Origin of the sequence: Actinoplanes teichomyceticus ATCC 31121, assembly GCF_003711105.1 — a bacterium.
In the GTDB taxonomy this organism is placed as follows: Bacteria; Actinomycetota; Actinomycetes; order Mycobacteriales; family Micromonosporaceae; genus Actinoplanes; species Actinoplanes teichomyceticus.
In genome coordinates this window covers 7,862,009-7,875,726 of record NZ_CP023865.1, presented here as the reverse complement: position 1 = coordinate 7,875,726, position 13,718 = coordinate 7,862,009, and the positions used below count along the sequence as shown (strand labels likewise).

The 13,718-nt window shown below is 74.1% G+C and carries 14 protein-coding genes; 6 read left to right on the top strand and 8 right to left on the bottom strand.

The features are described 5' to 3' along the window. Positions 1-7: 7 nt before the first annotated feature. Positions 8-826: an alpha/beta hydrolase gene (locus tag ACTEI_RS34720; protein ID WP_122981498.1), complete on the bottom strand. Its 819-nt coding sequence runs from the start codon at positions 824-826 to the stop codon at positions 8-10. 327 nt (positions 827-1,153) lie between these two features. On the opposite strand from ACTEI_RS34720, the gene ACTEI_RS34715 reads away from it, so the two are divergent. Then, positions 1,154-1,606: a GNAT family N-acetyltransferase gene (locus tag ACTEI_RS34715; protein WP_122981497.1), complete on the top strand. Its 453-nt coding sequence runs from the start codon at positions 1,154-1,156 to the stop codon at positions 1,604-1,606. On the opposite strand, the gene ACTEI_RS34710 is transcribed toward ACTEI_RS34715, so the two are convergent. Next, complete coding sequence (locus ACTEI_RS34710) at positions 1,504-2,040, bottom strand: MSMEG_6728 family protein (protein ID WP_170206146.1); 537 nt, start codon at positions 2,038-2,040, stop codon at positions 1,504-1,506. The two genes, ACTEI_RS34715 and ACTEI_RS34710, sit on opposite strands and share 103 nt — an antisense overlap. Positions 2,041-2,123: 83 nt before the next feature. Continuing rightward, positions 2,124-3,068, bottom strand: a complete 945-nt coding sequence (locus ACTEI_RS37590) for a hypothetical protein (RefSeq protein ID WP_164466230.1) — start codon at positions 3,066-3,068, stop codon at positions 2,124-2,126. 123 nt (positions 3,069-3,191) lie between these two features. On the opposite strand from ACTEI_RS37590, the gene ACTEI_RS34700 reads away from it, so the two are divergent. Continuing rightward, positions 3,192-4,937, top strand: a complete 1,746-nt coding sequence (locus ACTEI_RS34700; protein WP_122982605.1) for a potassium channel family protein — start codon at positions 3,192-3,194, stop codon at positions 4,935-4,937. Here the strand turns inward: ACTEI_RS34700 and ACTEI_RS34695 are convergent. Further along, a complete protein-coding gene (locus ACTEI_RS34695; protein WP_122981496.1) occupies positions 4,934-6,157 on the bottom strand; it encodes a DUF4032 domain-containing protein in 1,224 nt (407 codons plus the stop codon). The two genes, ACTEI_RS34700 and ACTEI_RS34695, sit on opposite strands and share 4 nt — an antisense overlap. Positions 6,158-6,246: 89 nt before the next feature. On the opposite strand from ACTEI_RS34695, the gene ACTEI_RS34690 reads away from it, so the two are divergent. Together ACTEI_RS34690 and ACTEI_RS34685 are read left to right on the top strand one after the other, a co-directional pair. Next, on the top strand, positions 6,247-7,656 hold the full coding sequence (locus ACTEI_RS34690) for a trypsin-like serine peptidase (RefSeq protein ID WP_122981495.1): 1,410 nt from the start codon (positions 6,247-6,249) through the stop codon (positions 7,654-7,656). Positions 7,657-7,665: 9 nt separating this feature from the next. Then, positions 7,666-8,373 (top strand): phosphatase PAP2 family protein, encoded by a 708-nt coding sequence (locus ACTEI_RS34685; protein WP_239082175.1) that lies wholly within the window; start codon positions 7,666-7,668, stop codon positions 8,371-8,373. A 125-nt stretch (positions 8,374-8,498) separates the two neighbouring features. On the opposite strand, the gene ACTEI_RS34680 is transcribed toward ACTEI_RS34685, so the two are convergent. Continuing rightward, on the bottom strand, positions 8,499-8,939 hold the full coding sequence (locus ACTEI_RS34680; protein WP_122981494.1) for a MarR family winged helix-turn-helix transcriptional regulator: 441 nt from the start codon (positions 8,937-8,939) through the stop codon (positions 8,499-8,501). Positions 8,940-9,010: 71 nt separating this feature from the next. Between ACTEI_RS34680 and ACTEI_RS34675 the strand changes: the two genes are divergently transcribed. Continuing rightward, positions 9,011-9,655 carry an MBL fold metallo-hydrolase gene (locus ACTEI_RS34675; RefSeq protein WP_122981493.1) on the top strand — a complete coding sequence of 215 codons (645 nt, stop codon included), beginning with the start codon at positions 9,011-9,013 and terminating at the stop codon, positions 9,653-9,655. A gap of 32 nt (positions 9,656-9,687) precedes the next feature. Here the strand turns inward: ACTEI_RS34675 and nagA are convergent, their stop codons facing one another. From nagA to ACTEI_RS34660, 3 genes are all read right to left on the bottom strand, one after another. Continuing rightward, positions 9,688-10,773 carry an N-acetylglucosamine-6-phosphate deacetylase gene (gene nagA, locus ACTEI_RS34670; protein ID WP_122981492.1) on the bottom strand — a complete coding sequence of 362 codons (1,086 nt, stop codon included), beginning with the start codon at positions 10,771-10,773 and terminating at the stop codon, positions 9,688-9,690. Beyond that, entirely contained in the window at positions 10,770-11,651 is an 882-nt protein-coding gene (locus ACTEI_RS34665; protein ID WP_122982603.1) for an ROK family protein, read from the bottom strand. Before ACTEI_RS34665 ends, nagA begins: the two co-directional genes overlap by 4 nt. 116 nt (positions 11,652-11,767) lie before the next feature. Then, positions 11,768-12,703, bottom strand: coding sequence for an SIS domain-containing protein (locus ACTEI_RS34660; RefSeq protein ID WP_122981491.1), 936 nt, complete (start codon positions 12,701-12,703; stop codon positions 11,768-11,770). 190 nt (positions 12,704-12,893) lie between these two features. On the opposite strand from ACTEI_RS34660, the gene ACTEI_RS34655 reads away from it, so the two are divergent. Continuing rightward, complete coding sequence (locus ACTEI_RS34655; RefSeq protein ID WP_122981490.1) at positions 12,894-13,679, top strand: DeoR/GlpR family DNA-binding transcription regulator; 786 nt, start codon at positions 12,894-12,896, stop codon at positions 13,677-13,679. The last annotated feature ends 39 nt before the right edge of the window (positions 13,680-13,718 follow it).

Genomic DNA, 13,718 nt, shown 5'->3' with positions numbered 1-13,718 from the left:
GGCCGGCTCAGCCGGCCGGGAGGAATCCCTCCGCCCGCAGCCACGCCTCGCACGCCGGTGCCCAGCGCGCCGTGTGCGGGATGTGGAGGTCGCCGTGCGCGCCGTAGGCGACGCCGTCCGCCAGGCCGAGCCCGTGCCGCCCGCGGGGATAGATGTGCAGTTCGACCGGGATGCCGGCGTGGAACAGGGCGGTCGCGTAGGCGAGCGCGTTCGGGAATCCGGGCGGGTCCTCGGCGGTGGCCCAGAGGAACGTCGGCCCGGTGCCGGCGTCGACGTTGCGGGCCGGCGACAGTTCGTCGCGCAGGTCCATCCGCCCGTCGAGGATCCACTCCACCGGCGCGTCGGGCAGCAGGCGCAGGTCCGCCGGTGAGTAGGCGAGGATCGCGAAGTCCGGGCGTGGCGGTGGCGCGGCCAGCTTCTCCGTGGACATCACCGTTCCGGTCGCCAGCAGGCCGGCGACGTGCCCGCCGGCGCTCGATCCGATGACGCCGACGTGCCGGCCGACGTCCAGCCCGTGCCCACCGGCACGGATCCATTCCAGCGCGGCACGGCCGGACTCCAGCGGCGCCGGGAACCGGTGGTCGGTCATCAGTGGGTAGCGCAGGACGAACGCGTGCAGCCCGATCCCGCTCAGCCAGCGCGCGTACCCCTCGCCCTCGTGCTCGGCGTGGAACCGGTAGCCGCCGCCGGGCAGCACCAGCACCGCCGGCCGCGGGCCGGGGAACCGTTCGGCCGGGTAGACGGTGATGTCCGGCGCGCCGGTGGCATGGTCACGCCGTGCGGCGTCCGGACGCCCGGCGGTGGCGCCGCTCGTGTCGGTTGTCATCCGTTCCTCTCGTCGTGGTGGGGACGACGGAGGCCGGCTTGCAGCTTGCCGAGAACCTGTTCCGAGCCGGGAGCCGGGACCGCCCGGCACGAGCGGGGTGCGCCCGTGGGGTGGTGCCGGGGATCTGCGGATGGGCTCGATCGGCAGGTCACGCGGGTGACGCGTCGTAGCTCAGCGACGGCTGAAGCTGGTGCCTCCATCGTGTCGGCCCATCCGGGGCACATCGCCACCCTAGCGACAGGCGCCGGCACCGTCCAGCGCGCGACTGCGCCGGGTCCACACCGGATGGCCGGCCATCGCGCACCGGTCTCGCCTTAGGGTGGCCCCATGCGTATCGAACGCGTCACGTCCGCCGATGAGATCCACCGCGGGGCCGACCTCTTCGACGCGCCCCCGATCGCCGAGGCGACCCGGCGCTTCCTCGGCGACCCGACGCACCACCTGCTGTTCGCCTACGACGACGCGGACCGCCCGGTGGGGATGATCTCCGGTGTCGAGACCACCCACCCGGACAAGGGCACCGAGATGCTGATCTACGAGCTCGGGGTGACCCCGGTGGCCCGGTTGCAGGGCATCGGGACCGCGCTGGTCAACGCGCTGGCCGCGGTGGCCCGTGCGCACGGCTGCTACGGCATGTGGGTGGCGACCGAGACCGACAACGCGGCCGCGCTGGCCACCTACCGGTCCGCCGGGGCGCTCGAGGAGACCACGTTCACGTTGTTGAGCTGGGATCTGATCGGCGACTGGCCGAACTCGGTCCCGGCGCCCGGCCAGAAGTAGGGCAGGTCGTCCGGCACGTCGCCGAAGATCGGGCGGTAGGTGTCCGGATCCTTGCGGATCAGCGCGGACTGGTGGCTGCGGTGCAGCTCCGGGTGGCCGAGCCAGGGCGGCAGGGCCACGACCCGGGCCAGTTCCGGCTGGCTGCGGACCACCGTGATGCCCTTGTACGCCCGCAGGTCGGCGGTGAGGGTGGCGGCGCAGGTGTCGGCGCGGCCGGTGGCGGTCCAGATCTCGCACATGGCCAGGCCGTACCGGACCAGCGCCTCCTCGTAGCCACGCCACATGACCACCGCGGGGTGGTTGCGCCAGCCGTACCCCGGGACGGTGAGCCCGCGGAGCACCTGGATCGTCTCGACCCGCTGCTTGCCGAGCCGTCTGGCATCCAGCACCGCCGCGCTCTCCAGGAAGTCCGGGTACGGCAGGAACGTCTGCATCACCGGGATTTTCCCTGATCGCGGGGGCTGAAACGGCGAGCGCGCGACCGCGGTGGCGGTGCGCGCTCCCGATCGTGCGGTGGTCAGTTCGCGTCGATCGGCTCCTCGTTCAGGCGCGGATCGTCGATCTTGGCGGTCGGTGTGCTGGACGGCGCGGGCGAGGGGGTCCCGGAGGGGGCCGGATCCACCAGGACCGACGGGCCGGTGCCGGCCGGGTCCACCAGGACCGACGGGTCGGTGCCGGCCGGGTCCCCGGCTGCCGCGGCGGACGGCTCCACGGTTGCCGCGGCAGCCGGGTCCGTGGCTGCCGGGGTGGACGGGTCCGTGGCCGCCGGGGCGGACGGGTCCTCCGCCACCGGGGCGGACGGGCTCACCACGGCCGGGGCGGACGGGTCCAAGCCGGGGCGGGCCGGGCCGGCCGGCCCGTACGGCGGGGCCGGGCTGTCCGAGGGCTGCGGCGTGGGGCCGGGCAGCAGGTCGCCGGGGGCGATCGGGGAGCCGCCCGGCGGCATCCCGGACGCGGGCCGGACGTCCCGGTCGGCGGGGGCCAGGCGCGCGGCCGGGCCGCTCTCCGTGGCCCGGCTCCCGTCCGGCAGCAGCGCGCCGGTGACCGTGACCCGGGCGCCGCCGAGCAGCGGCGAGCTGACCGAGCCGGCGAACCGGTTGCCGCCCCGGCCGGCTTCGCGGGCCGGCCGGGCGCGGTGCCGGTCGGCGCGGGTGGCCTTCTCCTTACCGGGCTCGTCCCCGGCGGCGTCGTCCTGGCCGAAGGTGACCTGGAAGAGTCGCTGCGTGCCCCGGTCGAGGGTGAAGACGCCGTCGCGGCCCACCGGGTCGTCGCCGGTCGGACCGGACAGACGCAGGCCCCTGGTCCAGGCCAGCGCGGTACCCATCGGGTCGTCGTCCGGCGTCTCGGCGGGGCTCGGCTTCGGCTTGTCGGGGGACGCGACGTCCGCCTGGGCGGGGGCCGCCCCGAGGACGAGGATCCCGCCGGCGATCATTCCGGCTCCGGCGTACCACAACTTGCGCACTGATCTTCTCCAGCCACTTCGGACGATGGGCTCGGGTAAATACCCACCAACTCGGACGAATGGTGTCGGATGGGGCAACGGGTGGCCCCACGGGGCGGTAACGGCTGACTACGATTCGTGAACGTGAGTGCCGTAACCCGTCCGGATGCCGGTCACCCCCGCGATCCCGGCGGTGACACCCGGCTCCACCTGGTCGTCTGCGGCGCGGACGCGCTGGTCTGGACACTCGCCGAGGAATTGGCGAACTCGCGGCACCGGATCCGCCTCACGGTGATCACCCCGCACCGCATCCGGCCAGACGTGCCCGACCTGAAGGTGCTCGAGGATCGCGGCGTCGCGCTGCGCCAGGCCGACCGGCTGGACGAGCGGACGTTCCGGGACGCCGGGCTGGCCGGGGCGGCCGCGCTCGCCCTGGTGATGCCGGACGACATGGTCAACCTGCACGCCGCCCTCTGCGCCCGCGAGGTGGAGGAGAAGCTGCGGGTGGTGGTCCGGATGTTCAACACCGGGCTGGGCGGCAGCGTGAGCCGGATCTTCCCGGACTACGTGGTGCTCTCCGACGCCGAGATGGCCGCTCCGGCGTTCGTCGCGGCGGCGCTCGGCGAGGTCGCGCCCACCCACTTCCGCCACGGTGGCCGTACCCTCTACGTCGCCCACCGCGGCGACGTGCCCGGCCGCAGCGTGATGGCCACCCTGGCCACCGGGACCGCGGGCGAGGTGGCGGTGCTGCCGGCCGAGCCGGAGGCCCCCGCGGCCCGGCCGGACGACCTGGTGCTGGCCGAGGCCGCCGGCCGCCCACCCGGTGAGGACGTCACCCGCCGGCTGCTGGCCCGGGCCGGTCGCCGGCGCCACCCGCTGACCGCCGTCGGCCGGGCGCTGCGCGCCGCGCTCAACCGCAAGCTCGGCGTCGCGGTGCTGATCACGCTGGTCACCACGGTCCTGGCCGGCGCGGTGCTGAACGCCTGGGACGAGACCGACCACGACCTCTGGGAGTCGATCTACGTCACCCTGATGACCGCGGTCGGCGCGTCCGATGTGGAGGAGCAGCGCAACGCGGTCGCGCAGGCCGCCCAGCTGGTGCTGACGGTCGCCGGGCTGGCGCTGCTGCCGCTGATCACCGCCGCGGTGGTGGACGGCATGGTGAACGCCCGGCTGGCGCTCAGCCAGGGCCGGCTCGCCGGGCAGTTGCGCGAGCACATCGTGCTGGTCGGGCTCGGCAACGTCGGCACCCAGGTGCTGCGCCGGCTGCACGACCTCGGTGTCCGGGTGGTCGCCATCGACCGGCACGCCGAGGCCCGCGGGGTGAAGTCCGCGCAGCGGCGCGGCATACCGGTGATCGTCGGTGACGCGTCCCGCGAGGAGACGCTGCGGGCCGCGTCGATCGACACCTGCCGCGCGCTGGTCGTGGTCTCCACCAACGATCCGGTGAACCTGCAGGCCGCGCTGTACGCCCGGGCGATCCGCGAGGACCTGCGGGTGGTGCTGCGGCTGTTCGACGACGACTTCGCCCGGCGGATCGAGTCGGCCTTCCAGATCAACACGTCGCGTAGCGTGTCCCGGCTCTGCGCCCCGGTCTTCGCCGCCGCGCTGCTGGAACGCAACGTGCACGCCAGCATCCCGGTCGACCGGCACGCCCTGCTGGTCGGCACGGTCACCGTCCGGGAGGGCTCCGACCTCGACGGCGCCCCGCTGAGCGCGGTCGATCACCCGGGTGAGGCCCGGGTGATCGCGATGTCCGCGGCCGCGCAGGAGTGGATGGACTGGCGGCCGGATCCGCGCCGGGTGCTGGCCGCCGGCGACCGGATCCTGGTCGCGGCCCGCCAGCGCGGCCTGCGCGCCCTGGTCGAACGCTCGAAACCGGTCCTCTAGGGGGCCATCGCGGAGTCCAGTTCGTCCGCGTCCACGCCCAGCACGGCCTGCTCGTCCGGTTTGTTGACCAGCACCTCGGTCAGGTACGACTGCACCGCCGGAGCCATCCCGACGTCCCGGCCGGCCCGCTCGGACAGCAGCCACTTGTGCTGGATGATCTGCGAGAAGATCTCCTGCGGCTCCAGTTTCCGGCGCAGGTGCGCCGGCACCGCGCGGACGACCGGCTCGAAGACCTCGGTCAGCCAGCGGTGCGCCGCCTGCTGCTCGTCGGTCAGCGCGCTCTCCGCGCGGTAGGCGTCCAGGTCGTTGAGCAGCTGCCGGGCCTGGTTCTCCTCGGCGTCCAGGCCGGTCAGGCGCATCAGCCGGCGGGTGTGGTAACCGGCGTCGACGACCTTGGGCCGCACCCGGTAGCCACCGTCCATCGTGGACATCGACACCTCGGCGACGTCGAAACCCATCTCGTTGAGCCGCCGGATGCGCCGCTCGATGTGGTGCCGGGCGTCCCGCGCGACCTCCTGCTCGTAGGTCACCTCGTGCCACAGCCGCTCGTAGCGCGCCACGATGTCGTCGACCACCCTCTCCGGGTCGATCGACTCGTGCAGCAGCTCGGCGGCCTGCAGGTCGAGGCACTCGCCGAAGATGTTCAGCCGGAGAATCTCGATGTCCTCGCTGCGTTGCCCCTCGGACAGCTTCGGGTAGAGATTGCCGGTCTCCGCGTCCACCAGGTAGGCCGCGAACGCGCCCGCGTCCCGCCGGAACAGCGTGTTGGACAGCGAGCAGTCGCCCCACGAGAAGCCGGTCAGATGCATCCGCACCACCAGGGCGGCCAGCGCGTCGAGCAGCCGGTTCATGGTGTCCGGGCGCAGCACCCGGGAGAACAGCGCGCGGTACGGCAGGGAGAACTGCAGGTGCCGGGTGACCAGCACGGTCTCCAGCGGCTCGCCGTCCAGCGTCCGCCGGTCGGTGGCGATGGCGACCGCCTGCACCGCCGGGAAGTCGATCCGTTCCAGGGCGCGGAGCAGGTCGTACTCCTTCTCGGCGATCCGCTCCCGGGTCTCCTTCATCGCGTAGACGACGTCGTTCAGCTTCACGAACCGCACGACGTGCCGGGAGATGCCCTGGGGCAGGGCGACCAGGTGGTCGGCCGGCCACTCCTCGAGCGGCACGTGCCACGGCAGGTCCAGCAGCGCGGGGTCGATGAGGGCGGAGGTGATGCGCACCGCCCAAGTGTGCCCGTTCGCTGCGCGCGTCGCGCTCGTACGTGGCTCGTTACACAGGTGCCAAAACGCCTACGACGTTCGGGAGTGGCATGCGACGCAAGGCAGGAATCGTCGTCGGAGCGTGCGCCGCCCTCGTGCTGGCCGGGGTGGCCGGCGCGATGACGGCGACACGCGGCAGCGATGGTCCGGTCCGCACCTGGCACCAGGCCCCGGGGGTGCCGCGTACCCCGGTGGCGGCCGAGGCGTCGCTGCCCGCCACGACCAGCGGTTCCCCGGCGCGTCCCGGGCGGGCCGGGGCTGTGGCGCCGCCCCGCTCCCGTGCCGCCGGGGAACCGGCCCCGCGGTCCGGCCGCCGGTCGCCGGCCGCCCCGGCGAGCACCGCCGCCACCGGGCGTGTGCTGGAGTCCGCCCCGGCCCCCGGCCCGACCGCCCGCCGTCAGCGCGTCGGCGAGCTGCTCTCGGTCGGCGCGCTGCTCGGCTACCGGGCCGGCCCGCGCGAGGAGACCTTCCGCTACCCCGGCGCGTCGTACGTGAAGCTGCACTTCGCCCGGCTGGCGATGCTGCCCGGCGACTACGTGACCGTCTCGAATCCGGCCCGGACCGAGTCGTACCGGTACGAACCGGGCGACGAGCACCGCTGGGCCATGTCGATCACCGGGGACACCGCCGTGGTCGAGGTGCACCGGGCGGCCGATCCGCTCGGGCTGCGCACGGCGCTGGACGGGCTCGGCGTGACGGTGGACCGGGTGGCGCGCGGGTTCAGCCGTACCGAGCAGGCCCGGGTGCCGGAGCCGGGCCTCGGGCGGCCCGGGCGGACCGGCCGGGAGGAGTCGATCTGCGGGGTGGACACCTCCGCCGACGCGGTCTGCTACCAGTCCAGCGATCCGGTGGCCTACGTCAAGTCCAAGGCGGTCGCCCGGCTGCTGATCAACGGGACCGAGCTGTGCACCGGCTGGCGGGTCGGACCGAAGAACCGGATGCTGACCAACAACCACTGCCTGACCACCTCCGGCGAGGCGTACGACACCGAGGTGTGGTTCAACTACCAGTGCGCCCGGTGCGGCGGTTTCGACGTGTTCAAGCCCACCAAGGTCTGGGGTGACCAGGTGCTCTCCACCGACCACGTGCTCGACTACACGCTGTTCAGCGTCGACGGCTTCGCCTCGATCGAGAAATTCGGCTACCTCACCCTCGACCCGGTGCGCCCGGCCAAGGGCGCCGAGCTCTACGTGCCGCAGCACCCGGCCGGTGAACCGGCCCGGATCGCCGGCGCCAAGGGCGACCGGGCCGCCAACTGCGCGGTCGACAACCCGGACTACACCGGTTACGCCGCGCACTCCGACGTGTCGTACCTGTGCGACACCGCGGGCGGCTCGTCCGGCTCGCCGGTGCTGTCCCGCAGGACCAACCAGGTGGTGGCGCTGCACCACTTCGGCGGCTGCCCGAACTCCGGCGTCCGTGGCGACCTGCTGGCCGGGCGGTTGCGCGCGTACCTCTAGTTTTGATGCGTGACCCGGACGATCCCCGCGCGCCGCGCCCTGCCCTGGTGGCCCGACCTGCTGCTGGTGGCGGCATTCGTGGCGCTGACCGGGGCGCTCGTCGACGGCCACCTGCTGAGCCTGGACCAGCGGGTGGCCGACTGGGCGCTGACGCACCAGCCGGCGGTGCCGTACTGGAGCGCCCGGGTGCTCAACTACCTGGGCCAGGGCGGCCAGGTACTGACCCCGGTCGGGCTGATCCTGACCGGTCTGCTGGTGCACCGGACCCGCTCGGTCCGCGCGGCGCTGCCGTTCGTCGCCGCCTACGTGGTGACCTACCTGACCATCGGCCCGATGAAGCTGTTCTTCGACCGTGCCGCGCCGCGCTATCCGGGACCGTTCAGGACCGAGATGTTCAACCCGGTCGCCAGCGGCGTGGAGAGCCGCAGCTTCCCGTCCGGCCACGTGGGCAACTCGCTGGTGTGGTTCACGGTGTTCGCGATCCTCGCCGCGGCCCTGCTGCGTCGCGCGCTCACCCGCGGGGAGTGGTTCGCCCTGCGGGTCCTCCCGGTCGTGATCGTCTTCAGCACCACGCTGTACACCGGTTTCCACTGGCTCACCGACTCGGTCGCCGGGCTGCTCCTCGGCCTGGTCCTGGCCCGCCTCGTGCAACGCGTCCCGTGGGACCGGGTCCCGCTGCCCGACCTGCGCGGCTGGGAGCGCCCGGCGGGCCTCTGAGGATCCGAACCGGGTACGCCCGGTGGAGTCCCGTCCGCAGGCTTCGACGCCACGCCCCGTGCCTGCGGGTGCGCGACGTCCGCGCCCCCGGCCGGCCGCGGCGCGGCTCCCGGCCGGCCGTCGTGTCACGCCCCGGCTCGGCCCGCGTCGTCCGACAGCCGGTCCAGCAGCGCCGGCACCCGGGCCAGCAGGCGCTGCTCCTGCGGCGTGAGCCGGCCGGCGATCCGGGCCGCCACCCACCTGCGGCGCGCCGCCCGGTCGGTCTCCAGCGCGGACGCCCCCGCCGGGGTCAGCTCGATCATGAAGCTGCGCGCGTCGGCCTCGTTCGCGGCCCGGCTGACGAACCCGAGCGCTTCCAGCTCCCCGACCGTGCGGCTCATGCTCTGATGTCTCACCCGTCGCAGGGCGGCCAGCTCGGCGATCGTCCGCGGCCCCAGGCGGCTCAGGTAGCCCAGCGTCTCGGCGTGCGTGTGCGGCAGCGTGTCGGCGTGCGCCCGGGTGGTGCGCACCAGGCGTCCGACCGCCTGCCGCAGCTGCTCGGCGATGTCTTCGGTGTCCGACGCCATGCCGAAACTATACAGCGGCGTTGTACAGTTCGAGATGTACAGCGGTGTTGTATATCCCTCGGGAGGCTCTCATGGAACTGACCAAACACGGCCATGCCTGTGTGACGCTGGAGCGCGACGGCCGTCGCCTGGTCATCGACCCGGGCGGCCTGACGCCGGAGGACGCCCTCGCCGGCGCCGACGCGGCGCTGATCACGCACGAGCACGTCGACCACTTCAGCGCTCAGCGGCTGGCCGCCGCCCTGGCCGCCAACCCGGCCCTGCAGGTCTGGACCAACGCGTCGGTGGCCGCGGCGTTCGACGGCGACCCGGCGCGGGTGCACGTGGTCGGCGAGGGCGACGCGTTCACCGCGAACGGCTTCGAGGTGCGCGTCTACGGCCGGTGGCACGCCGAGCTGCACCCGGACATCCCACGGGTGGCGAATGTCGGCTTCCTGGTCGACGGAGCGGTCTTCCACCCCGGCGACGCGCTCACCGTGCCGGACGCCCCGGTGCGCACCCTGCTGCTGCCGGTGCACGGCCCGTGGTCCCGGGTCGCCGACCTGATCGACTGGGTGCGCGAGGTCCGGCCGGAGCGGGCCCTCGCCGTGCACGACGGCGCGTTGAACCAGGTGGGCGTGAGCATGGTCGGCGCCTTCCTCGGTCCGCAGGGTCCGGCCCCGACCGGCGTGCCCTACACCCGGCTGGCCCCCGGCGAGTCGCACCGGCTGACGTGAGCGCCTCGCGCCGGACCGGTCCGGGCGGCGCTCTACGCGCCGCCGCGGAGGACCCGCTTGAGTCGCAGGTCCGCGGTCAGCACGACGATGTCGGCGCGCAGGCCGGGCGCCAGCGCGCCCCGGTCGGTGAGACCCAGCAGCCGGGCCGGGGTGGTCGACGACATGGCCACGGCGTCGGTCAGCGGCAGCCCGGCGGCGACCGCGTTGCGCAGCGCGAGGTCCATGGTCAGCGTGCTGCCGGCGATCGCGCCGCCCTGTGCCAGCCGGGCCACCCGGTCGGCCACCACGACCGCCTGGCCGCCCAGCTCGTAGGCGCCGTCCGGCATCCCGGTGGCGTCCATCGCGTCGGTGACCAGGATCGACCGGCCCGGGCCGGCGCTGTGCGCGGCGAACGCCAGCATCCCCGGGTGCAGGTGGATGTTGTCGGCGATCAGCTCGACGGTCGCGGTCGAGGAGAGCAGGCCGACGACCGGTCCGGGTTCGCGGTGGTGCGGCGGGCGCATCCCGTTGAACAGGTGGGTGGCCACGGTCGCGCCGGCCCGCACGCCGGCGTGCGTCTGAGCGTACGAGGCGTCGGTGTGCCCGATCGCCGCGAGCACCCCGGCGTCGCGCAGCAGGGCGATCGCGTCCAGGGCGCCGTCCAGCTCGGGGGCGACGGTCATCATCCGCACGCTGCCCGCGCCCAACTCGATCAGCTCGGTCAGCTCGGCCAGGACCGGGTTCCGCAGGTGTGCCGGGTTCTGCGCTCCGCACCGCACCGCCGACAGGTACGGCCCCTCGAAGTGGATCCCGGCCAGCACCCCCTGCTCGACCAGCGGCCGGTAGGCGAGCGTGGCCGACCGCATCAGCTCGAACGGCGAGCTGACCAGGCTGGCCAGCAGCGTGGTGGTCCCGTGCGAGAGGTGGAAGGCCGCCGCCCCGCGGGCCGCCGCCGGGTCCCCGGTGGTGAACGTGTGCCCGCCGCCGCCGTGGCAGTGCAGGTCGATGAAGCCGGGCACGATCACGTCGTCGCCGGCGGTGTCGTCCGGGACGATCGCGGCGATGGCCGGGCCGGACAGGTCGAGGTGTCCGGTGACGACCCCGCCGGGGGTGACGATCCGGCCGGATAGGCGAGTCATGCGGTGGTCCCCAGACAATCGAGGGCGAGCAGGGCGGCGCCCAGGCAGCCGGCGGTGTCGCCCAGCTCGGCCCGGACGATCTCGGGGCTGCGGTGGAAGGTGACCCGCCGGGCGAACGCGTCCCGCAGCGGCGCGAGCAGCCGGTCGCCGGCCTCGGCGAGGCCGCCGCCCAGCACGATCACGCCGACGTCGTACAGCGCCTGCGCGGTGAGCAGGCCGTCGGCGAGCGCCTCGACCGCGTCCTGCCACACCCCGGTGGCCAGCCGCTCGCCGGCCGCGGCCCGGGTGGCCACGTCGAAGGCGGTGGCGCGAGGCTGGCCGGACAATTCGGCGTACCGCCGCCCGATCGCCTTCGCCGAGGCCTCCGCCTCCAGGCAGCCCCGCAGGCCGCACCCGCACGGCGTGCCGCCGGGCCGGACCGTGACGTGCCCGATCTCGCCGGCCGCGCCGTGCGCGCCGGGGTATCCGGCGCCGTCCACCACCAGGCCACCGGCGATGCCGGTGCCGATCGCGACGAACAGCACGTGCCGCCGGGCGCGCCCGGCGCCGAGGCGGGCCTCGGCGAGAGCGCCGACGCGCACGTCGTGCCCGAGCGCCGCGGGCAGGCCCAGCCGGCGGGCGGCCAGGTCGCGCAGCGGCACGTCCCGGAACCCCACGTTCGCCGACCAGACCGCGACCCCGGTGACCTCGTCGACCACCCCGGGCACCGCGATGCCGGCCGCGACCGGGGTGAGCCCGTCCGCGCGGGCCCGGGCGGCCAGCCCCTCGGCGACGGCCAGGATGTTCCCGGTGACCGCCTCCGGGCCGCGCCCGGCCAGGGTGGGGTGGCGTTCCTCGTGGTGCACCCGGCCGTCCGGGCGGACCAGGGCGCACTTCATCCCGGTGCCGCCGACGTCGAGAGCGACGACGACGGGATCGGACGGCGCCGGCCCGGTGGTGTCCGGGCCGGCGTGGTGGTCTCCCGGCCCGGCCGGGTGCTGCTCGGCGCCGTCGGTCACGACAGCTGGTCGGAGAGCACGATGGAGCGCTGCAGACCGCCCGGGTTGTCCGGGTCGAGGCCCTGGGTGGTGGCCAGCAGCACGGCCACCCGCTGCGCCAGCACGAGGTCGGCCATCGGGTCGAGCGGGGCGCGGCCGCCGACCCAGCGGCCCAGGGAGGCGTACCCGCCGTGGTGGCGGCTGTGCACGAAGGCCGCGCCGCGCGCCTCGACCTCGTCGGCCAGTCCGGGCGGCACGTCGCCGAACGCCCACACCACCCGGCGCGGCCCGGCGATCGCGATCGGGCCGTGCCGGTAGTCCATGGCCGGGTACGACTCGGTCCAGAACCCGGCCGTCTCCCGGCACTTGAGGGCGGCCTCCTCGGCCAGGCCGACGGTCCAGCCCCGGCCCAGGAAGGTGATCTGCTCGGTCAGCGCCGGGTGCACCGGCAGCGGCAGCCGCACCGCCACCTCGGCGTCCATCGCGGCGGCGCCGACGTCGTGGCCCAGGTGCGCGCGGAGCAGAGCGAGCACGCTGGTGGCGAAGCGGGTCTGCACGACCGACCGCTCGTCGGCGAAGTCGAGCACCACGGCGTTCCCGGCGATGTCGACGGCCGGCTGGGCCGGGTCGGCGGTGAGCACGGTGACCGGGGTGTCCTCGCCGACCGTGCGCATCACGTCGAGGGTCTCGGTGGTGGTCCCGGAGCGGGTGATCGCGACCAGCCGGTCATAGCGGCGGCCGTACGGGAAGTCGGACGCCTGGAAGGCGTCGGTCTCCCCGTGCCCGGCCTGTTCCCGCAGCACCGCGTACGACTTGGCCATGAACCAGGAGGTGCCGCAGCCGACCACGGCGACCCGTTCCCCGCGGGCCGGAAGTCCCGGCGAGTCGGTCAGCTTGGCCGCCTGCCGCCAGCAGTCCGGCTGACTGGCGATCTCCGCCTTCACGTGCGTCATGGCTCATCCTCACCGGTTGTGCTGCGCATTCGAGCTCGGTTCCCGGGCATTTCGCGCGCTATTGTGCTCACGGCGCTGCCGTCGGGGCAAGTGTCGCATGGCCCTTCGCGCATAGGGCCGCTTTGCTTCCGGGTCTTTCGCGCACTAATGTGCACACACTTATCATGGAACGTGCATCGGGGAGTGTCGGGTGGACCGGTACGCGCGGTGGAATGCCCTGCTGGAGCTATTGACGGACAGCGGCCGGGTGACCGTCGAGGAGGCGGCCGAGCGGCTGGACGTCTCCCAGGCCACCATCCGGCGTGACTTCGACCAGCTCGCCCAGCAGCAGATGATCACCCGGACCCGGGGCGGCGCGGTCGCCAACGGCGTCTCCTACGACCTGCCGCTGCGCTACAAGAGCGCCAAGCACTCCGCCGAGAAGCAGCGGATCGGCGAGGCCGCCGCCCGCCTGGTCGCCCCGGGCACCGTGGTCGGGCTGAACGGCGGCACCACGGTCACCGAGGTGGCCCGGGCCCTGGCGGTCCGCCCGGACCTGAACGCCGGCGGCGAGGGCTCCCAGCTCACCGTCGTGACCAACGCCCTGAACATCGCCAACGAGCTGCTGGTCCGATCCCGGATGAAGATCGTGGTGGCCGGCGGGGTGGTGCGCCCGCAGTCGTTCGAGGTGGTCGGCCCGCTCGGTGGCGCCCTGCTCAGGGAGGTGACGCTGGACATCGTCCTGCTCGGCGTCGACGCCCTCGACGTCGAGCTCGGCGCCGCCTCCCACCACGAGGGCGAGGCCGCCATGAACAGCCTGATGGTGGCCCGCGCCAAGCGCGTCGTGGTGATCGCCGACTCGTCCAAGCTCGGCGGCCACGCGTTCGCCCGGATCTGCCCGATCACCCAGGTGGAGACCCTGGTGACCGACTCCGGGGCGTCGTCCTCGGTGGTGGCCGCGTTCCGCGAGGCCGGGGTCGAGGTGATCTGCGCGTGACCCGCCGGCCGAGGGGGCCCCGGGATTGGCGCTGATCAC

Coding starts and splice junctions, on each gene's coding strand:
- ACTEI_RS34720 (WP_122981498.1), bottom strand. CDS start 826: ATGACAACCGACACGAGCGGCGCCACCGCCGGGCGTCCGGACGCCGCA.
- ACTEI_RS34715 (WP_122981497.1), top strand. CDS start 1,154: ATGCGTATCGAACGCGTCACGTCCGCCGATGAGATCCACCGCGGGGCC.
- ACTEI_RS34710 (WP_170206146.1), bottom strand. CDS start 2,040: ATGCAGACGTTCCTGCCGTACCCGGACTTCCTGGAGAGCGCGGCGGTG.
- ACTEI_RS34690 (WP_122981495.1), top strand. CDS start 6,247: ATGCGACGCAAGGCAGGAATCGTCGTCGGAGCGTGCGCCGCCCTCGTG.
- ACTEI_RS34680 (WP_122981494.1), bottom strand. CDS start 8,939: ATGGCGTCGGACACCGAAGACATCGCCGAGCAGCTGCGGCAGGCGGTC.
- ACTEI_RS34675 (WP_122981493.1), top strand. CDS start 9,011: ATGGAACTGACCAAACACGGCCATGCCTGTGTGACGCTGGAGCGCGAC.
- nagA (WP_122981492.1), bottom strand. CDS start 10,773: ATGACTCGCCTATCCGGCCGGATCGTCACCCCCGGCGGGGTCGTCACC.
- ACTEI_RS34665 (WP_122982603.1), bottom strand. CDS start 11,651: ATGAAGTGCGCCCTGGTCCGCCCGGACGGCCGGGTGCACCACGAGGAA.
- ACTEI_RS34660 (WP_122981491.1), bottom strand. CDS start 12,703: ATGACGCACGTGAAGGCGGAGATCGCCAGTCAGCCGGACTGCTGGCGG.